Source organism: Gordonia sp. WA4-43, assembly GCF_020520305.1.
GTDB classification, from domain to species: Bacteria; Actinomycetota; Actinomycetes; order Mycobacteriales; family Mycobacteriaceae; genus Gordonia; species Gordonia hongkongensis.
Map to the genome: position 1 here is coordinate 2,793,919 of NZ_CP084736.1, position 23,523 is coordinate 2,817,441.

At 67.9% G+C, this 23,523-nt stretch carries 20 protein-coding genes; 10 read left to right on the top strand and 10 right to left on the bottom strand.

Going from position 1 to position 23,523, the window contains the following annotated elements; translation table 11 throughout:
* Window positions 1-159: 159 nt before the first annotated feature.
* Window positions 160-1,515, top strand: coding sequence for an MFS transporter (locus LEL84_RS12500; protein WP_226511775.1), 1,356 nt, complete (start codon window positions 160-162; stop codon window positions 1,513-1,515).
* A 43-nt stretch (window positions 1,516-1,558) separates the two neighbouring features.
* Here the strand turns inward: LEL84_RS12500 and LEL84_RS12505 are convergent, their stop codons facing one another.
* From LEL84_RS12505 to LEL84_RS12515, 3 genes are read right to left on the bottom strand one after another with little or no spacing between them, the layout of a single operon-like run.
* A complete protein-coding gene (locus LEL84_RS12505; RefSeq protein ID WP_058252243.1) occupies window positions 1,559-2,236 on the bottom strand; it encodes a response regulator in 678 nt (225 codons plus the stop codon).
* A 22-nt stretch (window positions 2,237-2,258) separates the two neighbouring features.
* Window positions 2,259-3,470 (bottom strand): MacS family sensor histidine kinase, encoded by a 1,212-nt coding sequence (gene macS, locus LEL84_RS12510; protein ID WP_226511776.1) that lies wholly within the window; start codon window positions 3,468-3,470, stop codon window positions 2,259-2,261.
* Window positions 3,467-4,792, bottom strand: coding sequence for an AI-2E family transporter (locus tag LEL84_RS12515; protein WP_165629439.1), 1,326 nt, complete (start codon window positions 4,790-4,792; stop codon window positions 3,467-3,469). Before LEL84_RS12515 ends, macS begins: the two co-directional genes overlap by 4 nt.
* A 115-nt stretch (window positions 4,793-4,907) precedes the next feature.
* Between LEL84_RS12515 and LEL84_RS12520 the strand changes: the two genes are divergently transcribed.
* Window positions 4,908-6,173 carry a lysylphosphatidylglycerol synthase transmembrane domain-containing protein gene (locus LEL84_RS12520; RefSeq protein ID WP_165629438.1) on the top strand — a complete coding sequence of 422 codons (1,266 nt, stop codon included), beginning with the start codon at window positions 4,908-4,910 and terminating at the stop codon, window positions 6,171-6,173.
* 6 nt (window positions 6,174-6,179) lie between these two features.
* Window positions 6,180-6,647, top strand: coding sequence for a DUF3054 domain-containing protein (locus tag LEL84_RS12525; RefSeq protein WP_165629437.1), 468 nt, complete (start codon window positions 6,180-6,182; stop codon window positions 6,645-6,647).
* Window positions 6,648-6,674: 27 nt separating this feature from the next.
* Here the strand turns inward: LEL84_RS12525 and LEL84_RS12530 are convergent, their stop codons facing one another.
* Entirely contained in the window at window positions 6,675-8,312 is a 1,638-nt protein-coding gene (locus LEL84_RS12530) for an NTF2-like N-terminal transpeptidase domain-containing protein (protein WP_165629436.1), read from the bottom strand.
* Window positions 8,313-8,516: 204 nt separating this feature from the next.
* Between LEL84_RS12530 and LEL84_RS12535 the strand changes: the two genes are divergently transcribed.
* The gene (locus tag LEL84_RS12535) at window positions 8,517-9,278 is read left to right on the top strand and encodes a pirin family protein (RefSeq protein ID WP_226511777.1); all 762 of its coding nucleotides are present in this window, start codon (window positions 8,517-8,519) and stop codon (window positions 9,276-9,278) included.
* 63 nt (window positions 9,279-9,341) lie between these two features.
* On the opposite strand, the gene LEL84_RS12540 is transcribed toward LEL84_RS12535, so the two are convergent.
* Window positions 9,342-9,953, bottom strand: a complete 612-nt coding sequence (locus LEL84_RS12540) for a TetR/AcrR family transcriptional regulator (protein WP_205333642.1) — start codon at window positions 9,951-9,953, stop codon at window positions 9,342-9,344.
* Between the two features lie 149 nt (window positions 9,954-10,102).
* On the opposite strand from LEL84_RS12540, the gene LEL84_RS12545 reads away from it, so the two are divergent.
* Together LEL84_RS12545 and LEL84_RS12550 are read left to right on the top strand one after the other, a co-directional pair.
* Complete coding sequence (locus tag LEL84_RS12545; protein ID WP_226514308.1) at window positions 10,103-11,278, top strand: aromatic ring-hydroxylating oxygenase subunit alpha; 1,176 nt, start codon at window positions 10,103-10,105, stop codon at window positions 11,276-11,278.
* A gap of 90 nt (window positions 11,279-11,368) precedes the next feature.
* Window positions 11,369-12,517 carry a hypothetical protein gene (locus LEL84_RS12550; protein ID WP_226511778.1) on the top strand — a complete coding sequence of 383 codons (1,149 nt, stop codon included), beginning with the start codon at window positions 11,369-11,371 and terminating at the stop codon, window positions 12,515-12,517.
* Between the two features lie 42 nt (window positions 12,518-12,559).
* Here LEL84_RS12550 and LEL84_RS12555 read toward each other — a convergent pair whose 3' ends face one another.
* The 3 genes from LEL84_RS12555 to LEL84_RS12565 all read right to left on the bottom strand — a co-directional run bounded on the left by LEL84_RS12555 (window position 12,560) and on the right by LEL84_RS12565 (window position 15,056).
* Window positions 12,560-13,501 carry an NAD-dependent epimerase/dehydratase family protein gene (locus tag LEL84_RS12555; RefSeq protein ID WP_226511779.1) on the bottom strand — a complete coding sequence of 314 codons (942 nt, stop codon included), beginning with the start codon at window positions 13,499-13,501 and terminating at the stop codon, window positions 12,560-12,562.
* Window positions 13,502-13,577: 76 nt separating this feature from the next.
* Window positions 13,578-14,297, bottom strand: coding sequence for a sterol desaturase family protein (locus tag LEL84_RS12560; RefSeq protein ID WP_058252317.1), 720 nt, complete (start codon window positions 14,295-14,297; stop codon window positions 13,578-13,580).
* A 15-nt stretch (window positions 14,298-14,312) separates the two neighbouring features.
* Entirely contained in the window at window positions 14,313-15,056 is a 744-nt protein-coding gene (locus tag LEL84_RS12565; protein WP_226511780.1) for a FadR/GntR family transcriptional regulator, read from the bottom strand.
* A 93-nt stretch (window positions 15,057-15,149) separates the two neighbouring features.
* Between LEL84_RS12565 and LEL84_RS12570 the strand changes: the two genes are divergently transcribed.
* Window positions 15,150-15,596, top strand: a complete 447-nt coding sequence (locus LEL84_RS12570) for a pyridoxamine 5'-phosphate oxidase family protein (RefSeq protein ID WP_205333644.1) — start codon at window positions 15,150-15,152, stop codon at window positions 15,594-15,596.
* 25 nt (window positions 15,597-15,621) lie between these two features.
* On the opposite strand, the gene LEL84_RS12575 is transcribed toward LEL84_RS12570, so the two are convergent.
* Entirely contained in the window at window positions 15,622-17,073 is a 1,452-nt protein-coding gene (locus LEL84_RS12575; protein WP_226511781.1) for a dihydrolipoyl dehydrogenase family protein, read from the bottom strand.
* 644 nt (window positions 17,074-17,717) lie between these two features.
* Window positions 17,718-18,956, bottom strand: a complete 1,239-nt coding sequence (locus tag LEL84_RS12580; RefSeq protein ID WP_226511782.1) for an ISL3 family transposase — start codon at window positions 18,954-18,956, stop codon at window positions 17,718-17,720.
* A gap of 111 nt (window positions 18,957-19,067) precedes the next feature.
* Between LEL84_RS12580 and LEL84_RS12585 the strand changes: the two genes are divergently transcribed.
* The 3 genes from LEL84_RS12585 to LEL84_RS12595 all read left to right on the top strand — a co-directional run bounded on the left by LEL84_RS12585 (window position 19,068) and on the right by LEL84_RS12595 (window position 23,499).
* Window positions 19,068-20,327 (top strand): HNH endonuclease signature motif containing protein, encoded by a 1,260-nt coding sequence (locus LEL84_RS12585; protein ID WP_226511783.1) that lies wholly within the window; start codon window positions 19,068-19,070, stop codon window positions 20,325-20,327.
* A 614-nt stretch (window positions 20,328-20,941) separates the two neighbouring features.
* Window positions 20,942-22,933 (top strand): M13 family metallopeptidase, encoded by a 1,992-nt coding sequence (locus tag LEL84_RS12590; protein WP_226511784.1) that lies wholly within the window; start codon window positions 20,942-20,944, stop codon window positions 22,931-22,933.
* On the top strand, window positions 22,930-23,499 hold the full coding sequence (locus LEL84_RS12595; protein WP_205333648.1) for a potassium channel family protein: 570 nt from the start codon (window positions 22,930-22,932) through the stop codon (window positions 23,497-23,499). The genes LEL84_RS12590 and LEL84_RS12595 overlap by 4 nt, the downstream gene beginning before the upstream one ends.
* Window positions 23,500-23,523: the final 24 nt, after the last annotated feature.

A 23,523-nucleotide genomic window follows, 5' to 3' on the forward strand; every position in this document is an offset into this window, starting at 1 on the left:
CGCTCGGACCCCCGTTCGCGGCGACGGGTCTCGTAAGCGGATTGATCGCGAGTCACGATCAATCCGGGATGGGTCGGCACTGGGCTTTGCGCTGATGTGACCTACCGCACATCCCGCGCATGATGTCTGCCAGCACATCAACGCTGGAGGGACAGCCGCATGACTTCATCCACCACCTGGACGTCGCCGGAGCATCGCAGAAGCGTTCTCTGGGTCGTCTCCCTTGCCACCATCGCAATCGTCTTCGACGGGTACGACCTCGTCGTCTACGGCACGGTCCTGCCCACCCTGCTCGACGACCCGTCCCAACTCGGTCAGCTCACCCCGGCCACCGCCGGGGCGCTGGGTTCCTACGCGCTCATCGGCGTCATGATCGGCGCGCTGCTGGCCGGCGCGGTCGGTGACCGGGTCGGTCGCCGACGGATGATGCTGTTCAACATCATCTGGTTCTCGGTCGGCATGGGTGCGACAGCCCTCGCCACCAATCTGACCTCGTTCGGCATCCTGCGGTTCGTGACCGGCATCGGAATCGGCGGCCTGGTCGCCACCGCCGGCGCGATGGTCGCCGAGTTCGCGCCGCCCGCGAAGAAGAACCTGTTCAACGCCATCGTCTACAGCGGCGTCCCGGCCGGCGGCGTGCTCGCCGCGATCCTGGCGATGGTGCTCGCCGACCACGTCGGCTGGCGCGGACTGTTCTGGGTCGGCGCACTGCCCCTCGTCACGTTGCTGCCCCTCGCGCTGCTGCGGATGCCCGAGTCGCCGCAGTGGCTCGCCACCCGGGGTCGTCTCGCCGACGCGGAGGCGGTCTCGGCGCGCACCGGAATCCCCGTCGGCCCCGCTCGGCCGGTCGCGGCCACCGCACCCGCCGCAGCCGAGAAGGTCGGTTTCGCGGTCCTTGCCTCGCGTCGCTTCGCCGGTCCGACCCTGCTGCTGGGCGTGATGAGCTTCGTCGGCCTGCTGCTGACCTACGGTCTCAACACATGGCTGCCGCAGATCATGAAGGAAAGCGGCTTCAACGCGAAGGGTTCGCTGTCGTTCCTGCTGGTCCTCAACGGTGGCGCCATCGTGGGCGGACTCATCGCGGCGCGATTCGCCGACCGCCGGGGACCGCAGCAGGTCGTCGCGACGTCGTTCTGCCTGGCGACGTTCGCACTCATCGGACTGACCCTGTCCCTCCCGCTGCCGGTGCTGCTGGCCGCGGTCGCCGTCGCCGGTACCGGCACCATCGGCACCCAGGTCCTGATCTACGGTTTCGTGTCGAACTTCTACCCGACCGAGGCACGCGCCGCCGGCGTGGCCTGGTGCGCCGGCTTCGGTCGACTCGGCGGCATCTTCGGTCCGGTGATCGGCGGCCTGCTGATCGGCGCCGGGATCTCCTCGGCCACCGCGTTCCATCTCTTCGCCGGGATCGCGCTCATCGGTGCCGCGGCCACGATGCTGGTCAAGTCACCCAAGCCGGCAGACGCGCCCGCGAGCGGTTCGCTGACGACCTCGGGGCTCGCCGTCAGCGAGTGACCCGGCGGGACCCGCCACCGTCGAACACGGCCTGGCCGAGGACTCAGTCCTCGTCCAGGCCGTGTTCGATCACGTAGCGGGTCAGTTCCACGCGGTTGCCGAGCTGGAGTTTGCGGAGGGTGGCCTGGACGTGGTTCTCGACGGTCCGGTGACTCAGGTCGAGGCGCCGCGCGATCTGCTTGGCGCTCAGTCCTTTTGCGACCAAACGCAGCACCTCGGTCTCACGCTCGGTGAGCGCGGGCGCGGCGGGTGCGGCGTCGGGTTGCTGGGACATGCGCCGGTACTCGCCCAGCACCAGCCCCGCGAGTCCCGGGGTGAAGACCGCCTGGCCGTCGGCCGTCGCCCGGACGGCGTCCACCAGTTCTTCGCGTGACGACGACTTCACCAAATAGCCGCTGGCCCCGGCCTTCACGGCCTCGAGGACGTCGTCGCGCTCACCCGATGCGGACAGCACGAGGATGCGGGTCTTCGGCGAGACCTCCAGGACCGCCGTCGTCGCCTCCGTACCGGTGCCGTCGGTCAGCTGCATGTCCATCAGGACCACGTCGGGGGTGACGGCGGCCGCGCGTCGACCGGCACTGCCCACGCCGTCCGCGGTGGCGACGACGTCGAATCCCTCGTCGGCGAGATCGCGGGCCACCGCCTCTCGCCAGATCGGGTGGTCGTCGACGACCATGATCCGCAGCGGCGCCCGCCCTTCGTCACTCCGGCCTGCACTCATACTTGATGCTCCCCTTCGCCGTTCAGCTCTCGTCCCGCGGGACGGTGAACTCCCATTCCGTACCCGCACCCGGTTCGGTGTCGAGGCGCGCGGTGCCGCCGAGGGATTCGATCCGTCCGACGATCGACTTCGACACCCCGACGCGCCCCTGCGCGACCGCCTCGGCGAGCCTGCCGTCCGGGATGCCGATCCCGTCGTCGCGCACACTCACCACGACGTCCCGCCCCAGATCCTCCACCAGGATGTACGCACGCGCGCCGGGACCGGCGTGGTTCACGAAGTTGCCGAGCGCGTTGACCACCGCCGCGCGGATCTCCGCGCCCTTCCGCGCCGACACCATCACCGGGTCGGCGGGAGCGCTGACCGACACCCGCGCGTCGGCGAAGACGCGCAGGGCGGCGGCGAGATCAACGCTGCAGTGCGCATCGGGATCGGCGGCGACGGGTTCGTCCGTGTCGGAGATCAGCCGACGCAGCGTACGCTCCTGCTCCGCCGCGAGGGTGGCGAGTTCACCTGTCGGGCCGCCGATCTCGCGTCCGCGACGCGCGATCAGCGCGAGCACCTGGAGTACCCCGTCGTGCACCTCACGGGAGAGCCGTTCGCGTTCCTCGGCAGCCGCGGCGATCCGCGCCGCCCGGGACAGCTGGTCCTGGACCCGACGCGCGTTCGCAGCCGCGAGCCCGACCGCCATGCCGGTCGCCACGATGACGATGATGGTGGCATTCCTACCGAAGTCGAGGTTCAGTTCGCCTTTCACGAAGGTGCTGGTGCCGCCGATGATCAGCCCCGACACGATCCCCCCGACCGGGCCGGTGAGGATCGCAACCGAGATGACCGCGTTGGTGGCCCACAGCGTCGTCGGCCAGGTCTGGTTGTTCCACGCCCACTCCGCGCCGGCGACATACGACGTCGACCACATCAGCGCGCAGACGACGAGCACCTCGGCACCGACCCACACCCGGTTGCGCGCGAACCCGACGAAGTAGCCGATCCCGCTGACCAGCGTCCACGCGGAGAGCAGGCCGAAGAGCACCCAGGCGACGCCGCCGCGGTCGAGGTCGGGGTTGACGGCGATGTGGAAGCCGAGTGCGTACAGATAGGACAGCAGCCGGAAGATCTGGGCGCCCCGCCACAGCGGACCGACCGGGTCGTCGTCGACGACACGTGCCAGACGATCCGGATCGGCGTTCCGGTCCGGCGGGCCGACCTCGAGCCCCGGCCACCGGCGCGTCACGTTCCCGCGCCCCGGCCGTCCCCGTCCCGGTCACTGCCACCGCGGTCGGTCTCGACCTCGCCCCGGCGACCATCCGCCGGGCGTTCGGATCCTGGGTTCCCGGCCTTCGAGGGGGTGCCAGGGGCCTCGTGTGCGAGCGTCTCGGCCGCGGCGTCGGGGTCGTCGGTGTCCCACGCCGGTGAATCCGGCTCGGCGACGACCCCCGGGCGCCCGTCCACGGGCTCGGTCGAGTCCCCCTTCAGGCGTCGGATCGCGGTGTTGAAGAACGCGATCAGGGGCACCGCGAGCAGACCACCGATGATGCCGGCCGACACCAGGCCGGCCGCGATCCCGAGCACCACCGCAACCGGATGCAGGCGCACCGACCGACCGAGCAGGAACGGTTGCAGCACATGGCTTTCGAGCTGCATGACACCGACGACGATGGCGAGGGCGACGACCGCGGCGATCCAGCCCTGGGTCACCAGGGCGACGAGCACCGCCAGCGTGCCGGTGACCAGGGCACCGACGATCGGGATGAAGGCGCCCAGGAAGACCAGCGAGGCCAGCGGAAGCGCCAGGGGCACTTGCAGGATGGCGAGTCCGATCCCGATACCGCAGGCGTCGACGAAGGCCACCGCGACGGTCGCCCGGACGTACCCGACGAGTGTGCCGAAACCGGCGATACCCGCCTCCCACACCCGATTCCGATTGGTTTCTGGGATGAGCTTGACCGAGAACTGCCAGATCTGACCACCGCCGTAGAGGAAGAAGATCAACAGGAACAACGTCAGCAGGGCGCCGGTGATGATCTCGCTGGCCGTGGTGGCGGTGGCCAACGCACCGCTGGTGACACGGTCCTGGTTGTGCTGGATGAAGTCGAGGGTGTCGGTGCCGAAGTTGCGCACCTGGTCGCGATCGAGCCCGAGCGGCCCGTTGATGAGCCATTCCCTGGTCTTCTCGACGGTCACGGTGACCTGCTCGGCGAGTTCGGGAACACCGTCGATGAACTCGCGGACCACGAAGGTCATGACGGCGGCGAGCAACCCGATCGCGACGACGAGGTTGACGATCACCGCCAGCGAACGCGGCAGACCGCGCCGGTCGAGTGCGTCGACCCCGGGAACCAGCATCGCCGAGATCAGGATGGCGAGGGCGACCGGCACGAGGACTTCCTCGAACTCCCGGAACAGCCTGGTCGCGACGTAAGCGGCCGCGACCAGGAGCAGGAGCCGCCACGCCCACTCCGCCGCCGCGCGTACCTGCGGATGAACCTTCGCCCGGTCGATGGACGCGAGGTCCCGGACGTCGCGCGGCCGGTCGGCTCGTTCGGCTTCGGTCACGAGAGTCACACTAGTGCTGCACCGCGGGGACAGGACGCCGTACACACCCCCGATTGCGCAGGTCGCCGACGGGGGTCGTCACCGACACCGGCCCCCCTACCCTAGGGTGGCACGTATGTCGTCGGAGGATGTTGGCTCGCCGGGGGGCGCGGCAGCCCCGGTGACCCGTCCTCGGTTCTGGTGGGTCCGATGGGTCCTGCTCACCGTCGTCCTGGTCATCCTCGCCGTCGAAGTCGTTCTCATCTGGCCCGAACTGCGGGGCGCCTGGCTGCGTATCGGTGAGATCGAGTGGCACTGGGTCGCGGCGTGTCTCGTCGCCGCGATGCTGTCGATGGACAGTTTCGCCCAGGTCCAGCGCGCACTGTTGCGCTCGGCGGGCCTGCGGGTCACGCAGTGGAAGTCCCTGTCGGTCATCCTCGCGGCCAACTCGCTGAGCCAGACGATGCCGGGCGGCCAGGTCCTCGCCCCCGCGTTCACCTATCGGGAAACCCGCAAGTGGGGTGCGACACCGGTCATCGCGTCGTGGCAGGTCGTCATGTCGGGCCTGCTCGCCGGTATCGGTCTCGCGGTGCTCGGGTTCGGCGGCGCCCTCCTGGCCGGCGCGAAGACCAGCCCGTTCTCGGTCGTCTTCTCCGTCGCCGGGTTCCTCGCGGTCGCGGTGGTCCTGCAGTACCTGGCCAGTCATCCGGAATCGTTGAAGAGCACCGGGATTCGAGTCCTGGGTTGGGTGAATCAACTCCGGAACAAGCCGGAGGAGCACGGCACCGAGAAGTTGTTCGAGACCCTCGAACAACTCCGGGCGGTGCAGCTCACCAAGCGCGACACCTCGGTCGCATTCGGCTGGAGCCTGTTCAACTGGGTCGCCGACGTCGGGTGCCTGATGTTCGCCTGCTGGGCGGTCGACGCCCACCCGAGCATCTCCGGATTGATGGTCGCCTACGCGGCGGGCAAGGCCGTCGGCTCGGCGATCCCCCTGCTGCCGGGCGGTATCGGCGTCGTCGACGCGGTGCTCGTCCCTGCGCTGACCAGCGCCGGGATGCCCGCCGCCGACGCCATCACCGCGGTCCTCATCTACCGGCTGATCAGCTATGTGATCGTGTCGGCCATCGGCTGGGTGGTCATCGGTCTCATGTTCCGTAACCGCATCAAGCGCGACGACACGTTCATCGACGAGGTCGAGCGGGACGCCGACGCCCTCGAACGCTCGGCCGACGAGCCGTCGCCCACGACGCCCGACGGTACGGCGCTCCCCATCCCGCCGCCGGATGGTGTCCAACCGCCGCGCCCGGGGGCCCCGCCCACGGACGGACCCGACAACCCGCATCGAGGGGACTCCGCACGAACGTCCGACACCGATCCGCCGTCGGACCCGGTACGGTAATCCACCATGCTGAGCTCGAAGACGGACCGGGGCTCCGACGCGACGGCGGAGACGGGGTCCTCGCCGGCGCGCGGAACGGCGACGGGTCCCGTCGCCGCCCTGTTCGACGCGGTGGCGATCGCGGTCTTCGTCCTCATCGGCCGGGCCAGTCACGAAGAGGGCTATGCGCTGACGTCGGTGCTGCACACGCTGTGGCCGTTCCTCGCCGGCTGTGCGGTCGGCTGGTCGATCACCTACGTCTACGCGCATGTGCGGTCGAGCGACTTCTTCGGTCACGACTTCCGGCCGGACCGGGTCGTCCCGGTCGGTCTCGTCATCTGGTTCTGCACGGCGACCGTCGCGATGATCCTGCGCTTCATCCTCAGCCAGGGCGTGGCGGTCAGCTTCGTCATCGTCGCGGCCGTGGTGCTCGCGCTCTTCCTGCTCGGCTGGCGAGCCGTCTTCGCCTACCTCGGTCGTCGCGCCGCCGCCTGACGACGAGAGTCGCGAGCGTTCGCGGACCTACTTGATCGTGAAGTACTTCTGCGCGACCTGAAGTGCGGCGGTCCCCGACTTGGGTCCCTCGGTGTAGATGACGACGACCTGACCGCCCTGGAGGCCCACGAACCAGCCGGGCCCCTCGGGGCCGTTGGTGCCGACGAGGGCCCGCAGTCCCGGCGCGCGGGTGAGGTCACTGGCGTCGCCGGTGGCGGCTGTGGTGGTCATCGCCTGCAGCACGGGCCGGACGACGGCCGGATCGAGCCCGCCGAGCTCGCCGCCCGCGATCTTCGTCGGCACGTTCTTCAGCACGAACGGGGGCACCGACGAGGACTGCCCGGAGGCGCTACGCGCCATGGCGACACCGAAGGCGGCCATGTTGGTCATCGACATCATGCTCGAGCCGGGACGGTAGTCGATGGTCGCGATCCCGGGACGGTCAGCGGTCGGAACGCTCGCACCGGGCACCGTGAACTGGACGCCGAGTCCGAGCCGGTCGAGCAGTTCGTCGCCACGCTGCTGCTCCGACCCGACGGCTCGCCCGATCGCGTCGAAGACGGGATTGAGGGTGGTGCCGACCGGATAGGGCTGGTCGAGGTCGACGCCGCTGTCGATCGCGTACGAGTTCTGCGCCATCCCGGTGATCGCACCGGTCTGCGCGTCGAGGGTCATGATCGTCGCGGGTTGACCGACCTCGACGGCCGCGTCGCCCAGGGACAGCTGGACGCCCTGGTCCATCGTGGTCGGGACGTCGGGTCCGGGAGGACCCTGCTCACCGGCCAGCTTGCGGGGCGCGGCACCCGGACCGAGCATCTCGACCTGCCACCCGGCGGTGGCGTCGCGGATGGCCTGCCAGTAGTTGGTCAGCCCGTCCTCGAGGGGGGAGGACAGGCGCCGGTCCGCCATCACCAGCTGGTCGGACCGGTTGACCACGACACCGGGGACCCGACGCGGGTCGCCGGCCAGCACCTCCATGTCGGAGTCCCGCAGACCCACCGCGGTGATGGCCCGGCCCGGCGTGGCGTCGAGCTTCTCGCGGATGACCTGCCCGGTGATCAGCGGCGCGATGGGCGCGATCACCCCGGCCAGCGCCCGCACCGAGGCGTTGAGGTCCGGGGTTCGGGTGGGATCGAGCACGATCTCGTTGACCGGCTGGGCGTACATGAAGACCCGGCCGGTTCGGCTGCGGACGGTCGGGGCGGGCTTCGCGTCGGTGCGGATCTCGCGCAGGGTGCCGCCGGCGGTGAGGCCGGCGTGCAGGATCGCGGGGTCCCAGGTCACCTTCCAGCCCGACGACAGCTTGCGCGCGGTACCGCCGCTGGTCGACTCGTACACGCGGCCTTTGTCCCAGTTCCAGGTGGTGGTGACCGAGAAGGTCGCCGTCCCGTCGCTGTATTCGACGGGGTTGTCGACGTCGACGTCGACGCGTTGGGCATCCATCTGTCTCAGAGTGGTGGTGAGACTGTCACCGGCTTGTCCCGGTGCGGTGGTGAACGTGGCGGCCCCGCCGGCGTCCTGGCGGCTCAGCGCGTCGGCGAATGCGTCGATGGCGGCAGCGGCGCCCGTGTCGGTCGAACCGGCGAACCCACAGGAACTCACCATGACCGCGCACGTGACCGCGGCACAAGCGGCTGTCGTCGCGCGCTTGACCCAGATCTTCATGACGACAATTTTCACTCGTGTAACACTCGAAATCGACGCCGCCAGCTTCCATTCGGGGATCAAGCCGGTCACGAACTCATCTCGCCCACGGGACTTTTGACACTCCGCGGCGTGCGCGATCGCCGTCCGGGGACCGACGTCGACAGATCCCGGACCCGGCCGTCCCCGACCGCCCTCACCTTGCCGCACTGCGACAATGGGCGCATGGTTTTCACCGTCTTCCGTGGCGACGATCGTCCGGTCACCGCCACCGACTGGCTGACCTCACGGCACTGCTTCTCCTTCGGCGACCACTACGACCCGTCGAACACGCACTTCGGCGCGCTGCTCGCCGTCAACGATGAGGTCGTCGCACCCGGCGCGGGCTTCGATCTCCACACCCATCAGGAGAGCGAGATCGTGACGTGGGTGGTCGCGGGGACGCTGGTCCACCGCGACTCGGCCGGGCACTCCGGTGTCCTGTACCCCGGCCTGGTACAGCGGATGAGCGCGGGCACCGGCGTCGAACACTCCGAGCGCAACGACTCATGGCCCGACCTGCCCGACGCCGGCACCGAGCCCGTCCGCTACGTCCAGATGTGGCTGATGCCCGACCGCCACGGCCTCGCGCCGTCGTACGCGCAGGCCGATGTCCGCGACCGACTCGCCGCGGGCGGACTCGTACCGATCGCGTCGGGCGTCGCCGATGTCGACGCCGCGGTCTCCGTCGCCAACTCGGGCGCCACCCTGTTCGCGGCGCGACTCCGCCCCGGCGAGACCGTCGAGGTACCCGCTTCCCGGTTCACCCACCTGTTCGTCGTGCACGGACAGATCGAGGTCGACGGGGTCGGCGTCCGGGAGATCGGCGTTCTGGGCCCGGGTGACGCCCTCCGAGGCGTCGACTCCGCGTCGTTCCCGATCCGCGCCGGCGACGACTCCGACGCCGAAGTGCTGGTGTGGTCGATGGCCGCCGGGCTGGGTGCGTAGAGCTCTGGCCGCCACCGATCACCGTCGGCGCGTGCCCCACCGTGCGGCGAGGCGTCGGCGCCGTCAGGGGTTGATGCTCTTGGCCGCGATGGCCACACCTATCCAGCGGTGCAGGAATTCCCGCAACTCAACCGGGGTGCGTGTGAGTTCGCGCGGATCCACGAGCAGTGACTGGACGAACCGCAACATCACCTCGACGAGCTCGTCCATGTCGTCCTCGACCCACCCGTGGGCAGCCCAGTCGACATCGAGATGTTCGACGATCACCCGACCCATCGCGATCGCCTGGGGTGACGTGACCTCGGCAGTGAAACGGCCGTGCTCTGCCTCGGCGAAGAGCAGGCCGAATCGCCGGTGTTGTCGCAGCCGTTCGAAGGTCAGGGCGATGGCTTCGACGATCGCATCCGCCGGGTCGGTCAACCCCTGTAGCGACCGAGCCAGATCCGCCAGGAATTCGTCGGTCGCGTGCTGCGCCGTCGCCGACAGCAGGGCTTTCGTGTCCGGGAAGTAGCGATAGACGGTCTGACGGGCCACCCCGAGCCGCTGAGCGACCTGACGGATGTTGACGCCACCGGCTCCGGCGTCCATCAGCTCGCCGGCCGCAACGACTATGCGCTTGCTCGCTTCGTCATCGTCGGTCGGAGGGGTGGCCCCGGCCCAGCCGTGGGTGCGCATCCACACATTGTGTCGTGCTGCGGGGATCCCCGCAGCCCCTCCCCTCAGGCCGGACGTCGCAACACGGCTGGACATAGAACGTGTTTCATGTATTGTCAGGCCCCAGCCGACTGAACGGACCCGAAAGGACAGCCCCCGTGACGATCGACATGCCCGAAACCACTCCCTCGACCAGCTCGTACGGTGCCGATCTCACTCGTCGAGCACTGGATCTCGCGATGTCCAGCAGCACCGACATGGCCGAGTCGACTCTCCGCGTACCGCTGGACTACTACCGCGACGACAAACTCGCCGAACTCGAACAGACTCGACTGCTGCGCGAGACGCCGCTGGCGCTGCTGGCCTCGGCGCAGATCCCGAACAACGATGACTACGTCGTACGGACGGTGCTCGACGACTCGTTGCTCATCACCCGTGATCGAGACGGGCAGACCCACGTCTTCCTGAACTACTGCCGTCATCGCGGTGCGATGCCGGCCTGTGGCGCGGGCAACGCCCGACGCTTCACGTGTCCGTATCACGCGTGGGTCTATGACAACACCGGCAAACTCCGCGGGGTCCCCGGCAAAGCCGGATTCGACGATCTCGACCGCTCCGACTACGGACTGGTCGAACTGCCGAGCGAGGAACGGCACGGATTCATCTGGGCCGTCCTCACCGCCGATGCGCCGCTCGACCTGGACGCCCACCTGGGCAGTTTCGACGACGAGCTCGCCCGTTGGAGGTATCAGGACTTCCAGTACCACGACGAGCGACATCTCGAATCGACGGTGAGCTGGAAAGGCGCCCTGGAGGCTTTCGCCGAGGGTTACCACTTCCCGTTCGTCCACGGCAACAGCGTGATCGGTCAGAACACGATCGCGAACACGCACGTCTACGACGAGTACGGGCCACACCATCGGATCGGGTTCCCGTTCAACTGGATTCGCGACCTCGCGGACAAAGAGCCCGACGCCACCTGGGACGATCCGAGCGCCTACATGGGCCTCATCTATTGGATCTACCCGAATCTCATCCTCGCCAACAGTCCGGTGGGGGTCGAGGTCATCGACATCCTCCCTGCCGGTTCGGCGACCCGCTGCACCGTGCGCCACAGCTGGATGGCCAAGTACCCGGCCGACACTCCGGAACAGACCGAGATGTATGCCGGCATCTTCGCCCAGGTACACGCGGCGGTCCGCGACGAGGATTTCGCGATGCTGCCACAGTGCGGCGAAGGTGTGCGACGCGGCCAGCACGAACACATGGTCATCGGGCGCAACGAGATCGGGGTGCAGCACATGGTCCGGGTGATGGCCGGACATCTCGGCATCGCGCTCGGATGACCCGGCGGACCGTCGACCACGCGCACCGGCGACGCTCGAGATCCCGGTGATGGCGTACACCGGCGCCCGCGCCGAGATCTGGGACCGCTGATGGACATCGACTGGTGCTCACTCGAAGATCACCTGATCCGCTGCATCGAACTCGTGGTCGCCGAAGCCGCCGAGCAGCATCCGGCGAACACCGTCTACGCTGCCGCCCTGACCGATGTCCACGCTCGGGACATGCTCTTCCTGTGGCCGTCGATCCGGGTGGCGTGGCAGCCCCAGGGCTCCCCGGCCACCGAGCGCGGTGACCTCCGCAAGCGGGACGTCGACGACTGGGACCGGCTCGTCGACGCGCCCCCGACCGGGGATCTGTGGGCAGAGCGGCTCACCGCGTCCGTGGGTCGGCACGGACATCCGTGGAATGTCGTTGCCGCGCAATTTCATCGGAGTCTCGGCAACGCCTGCCGTCGCGCGACGGCGACGCTTCCCGGGTCGGCCCACCTCGACGACGACTTCGTCGTACTCGTCCACGATCCCGAGTGCCGAGAGGCCGCGATCCGGGCATCGGTCGACGACGAGGTTCTGCGACGGCTCTTTCCCGAGCTCCACCGGACCTCGGCGATCGAAGCCCGCCTCGACCGTCTGTCCGAGCCCGACCGAATCGATGCGCTGGTCGAGATCCTGACCTCCGACACCGACACCGACGGCGAACTGCGCCCGGTCGCTCGCCGACTCCTGGCCGCGCAGGGCCCGATTGCCGCGCAGCGCGTGGTGGACGAGCTGCGCAGCACCCCACTCGATCCATCGAACTCGCATCGGGTCGACCGCCTGTATGACGTCCTCATCGACACCGGGATCACCGATTCCCAGGTCGCGGACCGGTTGGCGGACACCGTCGAACGGGCAGGCAATCGGCCCGTCGACGTGGCGAAGGCGGCCACAGTACTGTGCATGCTCGGCCACGTCCATCGAGCCACGCACCTCGTGGCGGGCCTCCCCGACGACATGGCCGCCCAGGCCCTCAGCGCTCCTTTCCTGGCCGAGCACCGGCGAACGCCGCTCGACTATCGACTGCTGGCCGAGATCCTCGCCGCCCGTCCGGTTCTCGACGACCTCATGCTCGCCTCGTTGACGCCCACACGCATACACGACATCGCCCACGAGGACCTGCGCACCGCTTCCGACGCCCTGGCGTCCCCGTGGCAGTTCATCCGGCGCCACGCCGCGATCGTGCTGCTCTCCTCCCACCTGTGACCCGGCGCGCGACGCCAGCCGGTCACGCCGGCAACCCGGGAACTACACCGCAGGTCGACGCCGATCAGACCCGGCGTCGAGCTGACGTGCCATCTGCGCGTACCCCTCCCACACCGAGGCGTAGCGTGGTCGCCAGTCGGTGGCTGACCGAAACCGTCTGTTGGACACCCGAAGCGAACGTGTCAGCGACGTGGTGCGTTCGCCGAGCAGGAGGGCGGCCCGGCCGGGACCGGTCACGTACGGGTGCTTACCGACCGCACCGGCCAGGGCGGCCGTGTGGTGCTTCTTGTTGACCGGTAGGTCGTCGACGATGTTGTAGGTGCCGGAACCGATTTCGAGTGCGGACACCACGGCGTCGGCGGCATCGGCGAGGTGGATCGAGGAGACGTAGGCACCGGGTCGGCCGGCCCGGAAACCGATCCGTCGTCGGGCGAGCGCCATGAGCTGCTCGCTGTGGGCGGCGCCGACGCCATAGAACAACCCGAACCGGAGCACCACGCCGATCCCACCCGAATCAGTGAACCGGCGGGCCGAGGCCTCGGCGGCGTGGTTGCCCACCGCGATCGGATAGTGGTCGACCGGCGACTCCTCGTCGATCCACCGGTCACCGGCGTCGGTGTACACCATGGCAACCGATTCCTGCACCACCCGCGGCACGCCGGCGGCGAGTGCGGCGTCGACCACCGCGGCCGAGCCCTCCCGCCGGATGCGATGACAGTCCGCCCAGGCCGACTTCCGGACGAATGAGGCGGTCCCCGGAAGGGAGGACGCGAGATTGACGACCGCGCCGCAGCCGTCGAAGTACTGGGCGAGTCCGTGTCGATCGAACAGCGACACCCGAATCGGGGCGGCGCCGTGGGCACGCAGCGCGGAAGCGGCGGCATCCGAGCGCGCCAGCGCACGCACGTCGTGTCCCGCGGCGACCAATGCGGGCACCGCGTATCCCCCGATGGCCCCCGTACCGCCGGTGACGAATACCCGCATGCGGGCGAGTATCCCGGATCGCGGTGCGGTTTGTCCCGGCTACCGGGACAAACCGCACCGTCATGTGTTTCGCCGGTCAGTCCCCGGTCTGCGATAGAGCGTGCAGATCCTTTGCGGTGGGCGACTTCTCGACCGTGTCGGGATCGGGATAGGTGTGCAGCAACCGGTCCGCGGTGCCCGCGGTGGTGACCGCGAACCAATAGTGCTCGTTGCGGTAGTGATGGAATCGATGGTTGCGCCACAGCCGGCGATAGTAGGCGTGGCGCGGCCGGTAGTCGGAGTGGATCAGATAGTGCGTCCATTCATAGACCAGTCCGATCGCCGCGAGCGTTGCCATGAACGTGAGACCGCGCTCGGCACTGGCGAAGACGAGGAGCCCCACCGCGACGGCCGCGAGGACGACCGTGACCAGCACCTGCCACGGGATGAACACCAGAGGGATGTTCCGCGGGTCCGAGTGGTGCTCGCGATGCTTACGCGCCACCAGCGGATCGATGGTGACCGGTCCCAGGCGCTTCGGCCGCCAGTGCAACACGACGACGTGGATCAGCCATTCGGCCAGCGGGAAGCTCGCGATCATCACGACCGGGACGACCAGATCGGCGATTCCCCACCCGCCCAGCCAAATTCGCGCCGCCGACGAGGTCACCAGGAACGCGGCGATCATCCAGGGCGACGGGTGCCGGAGGAACTCGGCGAATGCGGCACGCAGGGTCGTCGACCGCCGTGATCGCATGCGCCGTTCCTCCGCCGCCACCTGCCGGCGCGCCCTGTGGTCGATGTGGTCGGCGTCGATGCCGTCGGCAGACATTCAGTTCTCCTCTCCGATGTCGGACTCGGCGTCCTCGAGTGCCTGACAGAGTTCGAGCAATGCCGCGGTCGCGGGCGCGAGCAGTTCGCGAGCAGCGGCCTCGGCGCGGCCGGGTTCGCGAGACGTGATCGCGTCGACGAGCGCGCGATAGCCGTCGATGTTGCCGACCTCCGGCTCCAGCATCGACGCGAGCGCGGGAAGCGCCGGTTCGTACGCGGCGCGGAGCGAGTTGTACATGAGACGGAATGCGATCGAGTCGGCCGCGTCGACGATCGCGCTCCAGAACTCGAGTGCCGCGACCTGCTGTCCGACCGGGTCCGGTTCGGCGGCGAGATCGGCGAGCAGCGCTGTCAGCCTGGCGATCTGGTCGTCGGTCACCCGCCTCGCCGCCAGTCCGGCAACATCCGGGCCGACCGCGGCGCGTGCCTCGACGATCGAGCGAGCGACACTCGGCACGAGCGCGCCGCCCCGGATCAGGAGTCGCGGCAACAGATCGAGGCCACCCGTCCGCGCGATGTCCTGGACCCGTGCGCCGTCGCCCTGCCGAATGGAGACCAGACCGGCCGCCGCCACCCGCTTCAACGCTTCCCGCACGGTGGGCCGCGAGACGCCGAGGATGCGGGCCAGTTCCCGTTCGCTTGGAAGGGCCTCGCCGGCCGGTAGGTCACCCGACAGCACGCCCTCGACGATCTGGTCGAACACGATCTCGGGGGCGCTCTGCTGGGACACGGGCTCGAACGGCATGCACCGACCGTAGAACCAGGAGGACTGATGGTCAAGTGGTCAGACCAATCGTGTATCGAGGAATGTTCGGTGGGCGCTCGGGTTGTACCCACCATGAGTGACATCGCCGCGCCTTCGTCCGACACCCTGACCGCCGACGATCTGGACTTTCTCAGCCGCCCACTCCTCGGCTTCTTCTCGACGGCGACCGGCCCGACGCCGCCGCAGCCCCGGCCGGTGTGGTTCGAGGCGACCGCGGACGGCGAGATCCAGCTCTTCACCGGTCCCGATTCGCTGAAGGTGCGTCGTCTGGCCGCCGATCCGCGCGCCTCGATCGTGGTCGCCACCCCGGTCGAGGAACGCGAGCGCTGGATCTCCGTTTCCGGCCCCACGCGCATCGAGACCGACGGTCCAGCCGCACGCGAACTCGCAGCACGACTCGCCGACCGCTACTGGGACCTCGACGACCCCACCCGCGCACAGGATCTCGCGGAGATCCTCGCCGACGACTGGGTGCGGATCGTCATCCGGCCGGACAAGATCCGGCGACTGAGCTTCTGAGCGGGGCCTTCGACTCGGCCGCGGCTCATCGCAGCTGATCGAGCAACCGCAACCAGACCTCGCTGATGGTCGGATACGACGGAACCGCATGCCACAGCCGCGAGAGCGGGACCTCGCCGACGATGGCCACCGTCGCCGAATGGACGAGTTCCGCGGTCTGCGGCCCCACGAAGGTCGCCCCGACGAGGATGTCGCGGCCCGCATCGACGACGAGACAGGCGTGACCCGAGTACTCGGGATCGGTCAGGTAGGACCCCGCCACGGAGATGTCCCCGTCGGCGATCCGTACATCGATGCCGGCGTCCTTCGCCTGCTTCGCGGTCAGCCCGACAGATGCGATCTCCGGCCGGGTGAACACCACCTGCGGTACGGCACCGTGGTCGGAGCTCGCGACGTACCGCGGACCGTCGAGGTCCCGGTTCTCAGCACGTGCGGCGATCACGTCCCCGGCCACCCGCGCCTGATACTTACCCATGTGTGTCAACGCATTACGGCCGTTGACATCTCCCACCGTGTACAGCCACGGGTGGTCGGCCACCGTCAGATGGTCATCGGCGCGCAGCGGGCCGCCCGCCTCGAGTCCCACCGACTCCAGACCGAGATCCCGCGTCGCGGGCGAGCGTCCCGCCGCCACCAGGATCTCGTCGACGACGAGCTCGCCTGCGCCGTCGCCGTCGAGCCGGACGGTGACGGGGCCGCCGTGGATGCGTCCGTAGCCGGTGTCGGCGGCGCCGGGCCGGTCGACCGACTCGATCGTCGTCCCGAACCGGATGTCCACGCCGCGGGCAGTCAGCGAGTCCGCGATCCGCTCTGAGACGAACGACTCCATCTTGGGCAGCAACCGGTCACCGCGGATGGCCATGACGACCTCCGCACCGAGGTCGAGCAACCAGGTCACCGCTTCGCACGCCACGACGCCACCGCCGACGACGAGGATCCGCTCCGGCACCTCGACGAGATTCGTCGCGTCCCGGGAGGTCCACGGGTGCGCCTCGGCCAGACCCGGTGTCGGCGGGATCGACGCCGTGCTCCCCGTCGCCACCACGACCGCCTCACGCGCCGTCACCACCGTGTCGCCGACAGTCACCTGCCGCTCACCCGACAACCGCCCATGCCCGCGGATCACCGTCATCCCCGCGCCTTCGGCCCATTTCACCTGCCCGGAGTCGTCGTGGGTCGCCCCGGGCCCGTCCCGTCGGTCGTTCACTGTGTCGCGCCACGCCAGGAGGGCGTCGGCGTCCGGACGATCGCCGCTCACCCGTTCACGCGCACCCGCCAGGGCACGGGCTTCCTCGAGCGCGGACCCCGGACCCAACAACGCCTTGCTCGGCATGCATGCCCAGTACGAGCACTCACCCCCCATGAGCTCGTGCTCGATGACGACAGCAGTTCGATCGCTGCCCCGTATCGCATAGTCGGCGACATTCTCGCCCACCGGACCGCCACCGATCACGACGACGTCGAAGGTTGCATCCATGGGTTCAGCGTAGGTGGGTTTCGGCTCCGCGGTCGGCGAGTGCGCACGTTCCGAGGAGAGCAGTGTGCGACTCCTGGGAGTCGCTCTGTCGACGCTGCCGTTCACGAGCCCGCGCTCACCCCCCCCCCCGCTGGTTGAGCCGGCACCGAGCGAAGCGAGGCGCCGAGTCGAAGCCACTTGGTAACCCGACGCCGCTGAGTCACCCCGACGCCGCCGAGTGACCCCGACGGACACAGCGCCCCAGCCATTCACGAGCCCGCGATCGCCCCCCGCTGGTTGAGCCGGCACCGAGCGAAGCGAGGCGCCGAGTCGAAGCCACTTGGTAACCCGACGCCGCTGAGTCACCCCGACGCCGCTGAATGACCCCGACGGACGCAGCACCCCAGGCACGGCGTGTTGCGGATGCGGCCCGGGAGAGTCCTCAGACCCCCGCTCCATCGAGGACACAACACATTTGCCCCCCGAACGGGCACGAATACGACTGGAGTGCACCTCGGTCGACGGGGGGTTGCACAGTCAACGCCAATGGACGCACAGTCGACGAAAAACACTGCACAGTCGATGAATTCGTGTTTCGGGCCTGTTGAGACTCCTCGTAATCGAACGCATGTGGATCTCCTGACCTGAAAGTGGGCGGTTTTCGGTCAGTTTCGATGTGGGAGTTCCGGGCATGCGCCGCCCCTGGTGAGGTTGGCCATCGCGATCAAAGCATCGGGAGTGTGAAATCCGTATGACCGCTTTGTCAATGACCGCAGATGGCAGTTCGTCGCCTCGACTCGAGCGTTGCTCATCTGACACGTGACCGCGTTGTAGATTTGCACCTCTCGTTTACGGATACTCGGCGCCAAGGTGCGAATCTCGGGTATATCGCAGGCCTCTGCCTTCCTCAACCAGCGCCGCAACGGCGCCCAACATGAGGAGTACGCACCTGAAAGTATGTGCCTTATTTCTTCTTTCATCTGATACGCACGGGCCAGCACACTGTTGGCATCGGCGACCACGATGGACTGCAGCCGCTCTTGACTCTCGGTGAGGTTGTCAGGATTCTTCAACAACGCCCACCTCAATCGGCCGCGTTCCACCTTTGACAAGCCAGCTATCCGGCTCATCACCCGAGACCGGCATCGATCCAGCGCCTGATTGACCCACTGCAGCACATGAAATGGGTCCATACACCAGTACGCTCCCGGCGCCCGCTCGGCGAGGACCGCACCGATGTACTCGGCGCCATCAGCACTGATGTGGGTGATCTCGCCGGCTCGCACATCACCCAGTTCATCGAAGAACCGCTCGATGGTCGCCTTCTTGGCGCCCTCACCAGCCCACACCAACTGACCTGTGTCATGGTTGACCACGACGACCAAGTACCGGCGGCCCTTGCGATAGGCGATCTCATCGATACCGATGCGCCGCAACCCGTTCAAGCGTTTGGTGAGTCCGACATGATCGTCGACCACACGCTCGACGATACGAGACACCGTCCGCCAGGAGACCCGCAGATAGGCACTCACCGCGGTCATCGGGGCGTGCGCACACATCCACGCGACGGTGTCGTCAAACGCCCTGGTCATCTTCACTTCCGGACGTGCCCACGGAACCAACTCAGTCTTCACACCATGGCGAGGGCACCGCACACGCGTCGCGGGCAGCTCGAGGAAACACCGCCAGCCGCCCATATCCAGATGCCGCCACAACCGCGGTGCCGGCGGCTGATCATAACCCGGGCAGCGCTTCTTGCACTGCGGACACCGTGATCGTGCGTTCTTGTGCAGTTCTAGTGTCGCCACCATGACGTGCCCGCGATCATCCTCATCGAACCTGACACCCACGACACGGGCACGCTCGATTCCAAGCAACTTCTGCAGTACTCTGACAGTGCGCAACGCCCACTCCTCTAGGTCTTTTTCTTCGCAAGTCAAAACCTAAGCGAGACTGGGCGTTGCGTGCATTAGGCTCGCTAAAAGTAGCCCACTTCAGGGTCAGAAGAGCCACGCATGTTCCGGTACCTTGGAGTCATGCCAGAGCTTGCCACCCTCCTCGATCGACTCATCGAGACCACCCCACCCGCCGACGACCGAACAGGCAGAGAAACTCTCGACGCCCTCGACACGTTGCGCCTGATCCGCAACACCGTCGACCACCAGATCGTCGCGCACGCAGCACAACTCGACGACCTCGGCGTCGCGCAGAAAGCCGGCAGCACCACCAAGAAGTTACTGATCGAGTCAGGCCACGCCCCGGCCGCCGCCCAACGCACCATGCGAAGTGTCGATGCCCTGCCGGGGTTGCCGGCGCTGTCTCGTCATGCCGCCGACGGGCGACTGTCCAGCGAAATCGTCGACGCCATTGTTCGCGGCATGAACCAGATCGAGAAGTGCTGCGCCGATGGTGGTTCCGACGACGACCGCTCACGGTACGAGATCGAACTCATCGCCCAAGCACTGTCCGGTGCGACGCCGTCGCAAGTGCTCAAGCATGCTCGCGCGATCGCCAACAACCTTGCCTATGCCTCCGACACCGGTGTCCCCTCGGCTGACGACCCATCGCTGAACTCGGTCAACGCGCACACCACCGACGACGGCCGCGTCGAGGTGCGCGCCGACCTCACCCAGGTGGTCGGTGAGAAGTTCATGGCGATGATCGACGAACGGTCCTGTCCGCGGCCCGAACCCGACGGCACCGAGGACCGGCGCACCGCCGAGCAACGCCGCGCCGACGCCTTCGAACTGATCCTCGATCAAGCAGCGATCGGCGCCACCCTCGACACCGTCGGAAGCCCACGCACGCAACTGATGCTGACGATCCCCGCGACCGGAGACCTGGCGACGCTGCCGTGGACCGGATCGGTCAGCCATGCCGCCGCGAAACAGGTGTCGTGCGACGGCTCGCTCACGGAGATAATCCTCGATAGTGAGGGCGTACCACTACAGATGGGTCACACCCGCCGGTTGTATCCGTCACACTTACGCAAGGCGGTAATCGTCCGCGACGCCTGCTGCATCAAATGTGGTGCGCCGCCGTCCCATACGCAGGTGCATCACATCAAGTCGTGGGCCGACGGCGGACCCACCGACCTCGACAACGGGTGTCTGCTGTGCCAGCGCTGCCACACCCAGGTCCACCACCACGGTTGGGACATCGTCATGGGTTTCGACCGACACCCCTGGCTCGTCCCACCCGCGACCATCGACCCACTGCGTCGACCGTTACCCGCCTACAACCGCCGCACCATGCGACTCGACGAGGCCGCCTGAACAGCCACCTGACCACCACCCCGACCGCACTCTTTCGCGCAGCACCTTCCGCACCCGACTCATGTCCGGGACTACATGTGTTCCTTGACAACTCCACAGTGATTCCACTCGCCACTGCCGTCCCGGGGTGACCGGGCAACGCATGTTCGGGAGCAGGGAGCACCCCTGCTCCCTGCTCTGAAAGAGCCAGAGGGCGCTGGGCCGGCGACCGGCAGACTTCAACTCGACCGGCAGACTTCGATCGAAGTCTAGGAGTCGAGTTGAAGTCCGCCGGTCACAATCGGGGCGCCGCGAGCTTGCAGAGCGCACGACCACCCCCCTCCCCCAGGAGCGCCCGGAGCTTGCGGAGGGCGCGTCACTCCCCGCTCCCTGAGGACCGCCCGGAGCTTGCGGAGGGCGCGTCACGAAGGGTCTGCCACGCATCTCACCAGGACCCTTCGTGACGCTCGCAAGCTCGCTCCTCAGGGGCGGAGTGAGACGCTCGCAAGCTCGCACCTCAGCGGGCGGGGTGAGACGCTCGAGGCCGTCACGAAGCTCTCGCCCGGCAACGACCAGGGACTCTCCGATTTCGCCCACGGCGGAGGCGGCTGACGAATAGACGATCCGGTGACAGGATGGAGCGCGTGACTGCATCGAATACCGACCTCAGCTCCGGACTCGACCTCGAGTGGGTCGACGATTCCGTCCGCGTCCAGGACGACCTGTTCGCTCACGTCAACGGCAAGTGGCTCGAGTCGCACGTCATCCCCGACGACCGTTCCGTCGACGGCGCCTTCCACGTGCTGCGCGACAACTCCGAGGAGAACGTGCGCGACATCATCACCGACTGCGCCTCGTCGAACCCGGAGAGCGGTTCCGACGAGCAGAAGATCGGCGACCTGTACGCGTCGTTCATGGACATCGACCACATCGAGGCCCTCGGGATCGGCCCGATCACCGGCGAACTGGAGAAGATCGCGGCCATCAACTCACTCGAGGCGCTGGCCCGGCGGGTCGGACGGCTGCAGCGCCATGGCACCGGCGGTCTGTTCGGCTACTACGTGGACACGGATGCGAAGCAGTCCGACCGATACCTCGTGCACCTGACGCAGTCCGGTCTCGGACTTCCCGACGAGTCCTACTACCGGGAGGACAAGCACGCCGACACCAGGACGGCGTACGTCGCGCACGTCGAGCGCATGTTCGCGCTCGCCGGATTCGACGACGCCGCCGCCCGGGCCGCGACGGTCCTCGACCTCGAGACCGCCATCGCGGCTCAGCACTGGGACGTGGTCCGACGCCGCGATGCCGAGCTCACCTACAACCTCATGTCGCTCGACGAGTTGAGCACCACCGCAGACGGTTTCCCGTTTTCGGAGTGGTTCGGCGGACTCGGCACCAGCGGTGACGCGACCTTCGCCGAGGTCGTAGTCGCGCAGCCGTCGTTCCTATCGGGCGTCGCCGGCCTCCTCACGGATCGCCCCCTCGACGAGTGGAAGACCTGGCTGGCCTGGCGTCTCGTGCATTCGGCCGCGTCGTACCTGTCCGCACCGTTCGTCGACGAGAACTTCGACTTCTACGGCCGCATCCTGACCGGCGCGGAGGCCAACCGCGACCGGTGGAAGCGGGGCGTCGGGTTCGTCGAGTCCGCGATGGGATTCGCGGTCGGCAAACTCTATGTGGCCAAGCACTTCCCGCCCGAGGCCAAGGCACGGATGGACGAGCTGATCGCCAACCTGGTCGAGGCCTACCGCCGCAACATCTCCGAGCTACCGTGGATGACTCCCGAGACTCGGGAGAAGGCGTTGGTCAAGCTCGGCAAGTTCACCCCCAAGATCGGCTACCCGGCCAAGTGGCGCGACTACAGCTCGTTGAGCGTCGACCGCGGCGACCTCATCGGGAACGTCGCCCGGTCCGCGTCGTTCGAGCAGGACCGCGAGTTCGCCAAGATAGGCTCACCGGTCGACCACGACGAATGGTTCATGACGCCGCAGACGGTCAACGCCTACTACAACCCCGGCATGAACGAGATCGTGTTCCCGGCCGCGATCCTGCAGCCGCCGTTCTTCGACCCCGACGCCGACGACGCGGTCAACTACGGCGGCATCGGCGCGGTCATCGGTCACGAGATCGGGCACGGATTCGACGATCAGGGCGCGAAGTACGACGGCGACGGCAACCTCGTCGACTGGTGGACCGACACTGACCGGACCGAGTTCTCCGCGCGGACACGCAAACTCATCGACCAATACGGTGAGTTCACCCCGACCGGACTCGATCCCGAGCACAAGGTCAACGGCGACTTCACCATCGGTGAGAACATCGGTGACCTCGGCGGGTTGTCGATCGGACTCGTCGCGTACCAGATCGCGAACGAAGCGGGCGAGCCGCCGATCATCGACGGCCTGACCGGAACACAGCGCGTGTTCTACAGCTGGGCGCAGATCTGGCGGACCAAGACCCGGGATGCCGAAGCCATCCGACGCCTCTCGATCGACCCGCATTCGCCGCCGGAGTTCCGGTGCAACGGCGTCGTCCGCAACATGGACGCGTTCTACGAGGCCTTCGACGTCAAGCCCGGGGACTCGCTGTACCTGGACCCCGCCGAACGCGTGCGGATCTGGTGAACGACGTGCCCGGCGGACCCGGTCCGCGCGACGAGGGTCCGCCGGGTACGGCCGCATCACTGGGTCTGGTCCGGGGACGCGAACTCACGGTCGCCCTGCTGCGACCGATCGGAGCCGCCGTCGTCCTGCTCGCCGGATACTTCCTGCTGCCCATCGACAAAGAGAGCGACCTGAACTATCTCGGCCTCGTAGTCGGGGCCGCGCTGCTGATCGCGTTCTGTGTCTGGGAGGTCCGCAAGTTCGCCGGCTCCGACCGGCCCGTCGCGACCGCGATGGAGATGCTGGTGGCGCTGGCCGGGTTCTACATCGTCGCGTTCGCGACGACGTACTTCCTGTTCTCCGAATACGATCCCGGCAGTTTCAACGCGTCGCTCACCCGGATCGACGCCCTGTACTTCTGCCTCACCGTGTTCACCACGACGGGTTTCGGCGACATCGCGCCTGATTCGCAGGGTGCGCGCGTCGCGGTGTCGATCCAGATGGCGAGCACCCTGCTGCTCCTCGGTCTGGGCGTGCGCTTCCTCAACCTGCTGGTGAACCAGCGACGCCAGGCCACCGGACGGTGACCTGGCGTCGCTGATCGGTCAGGC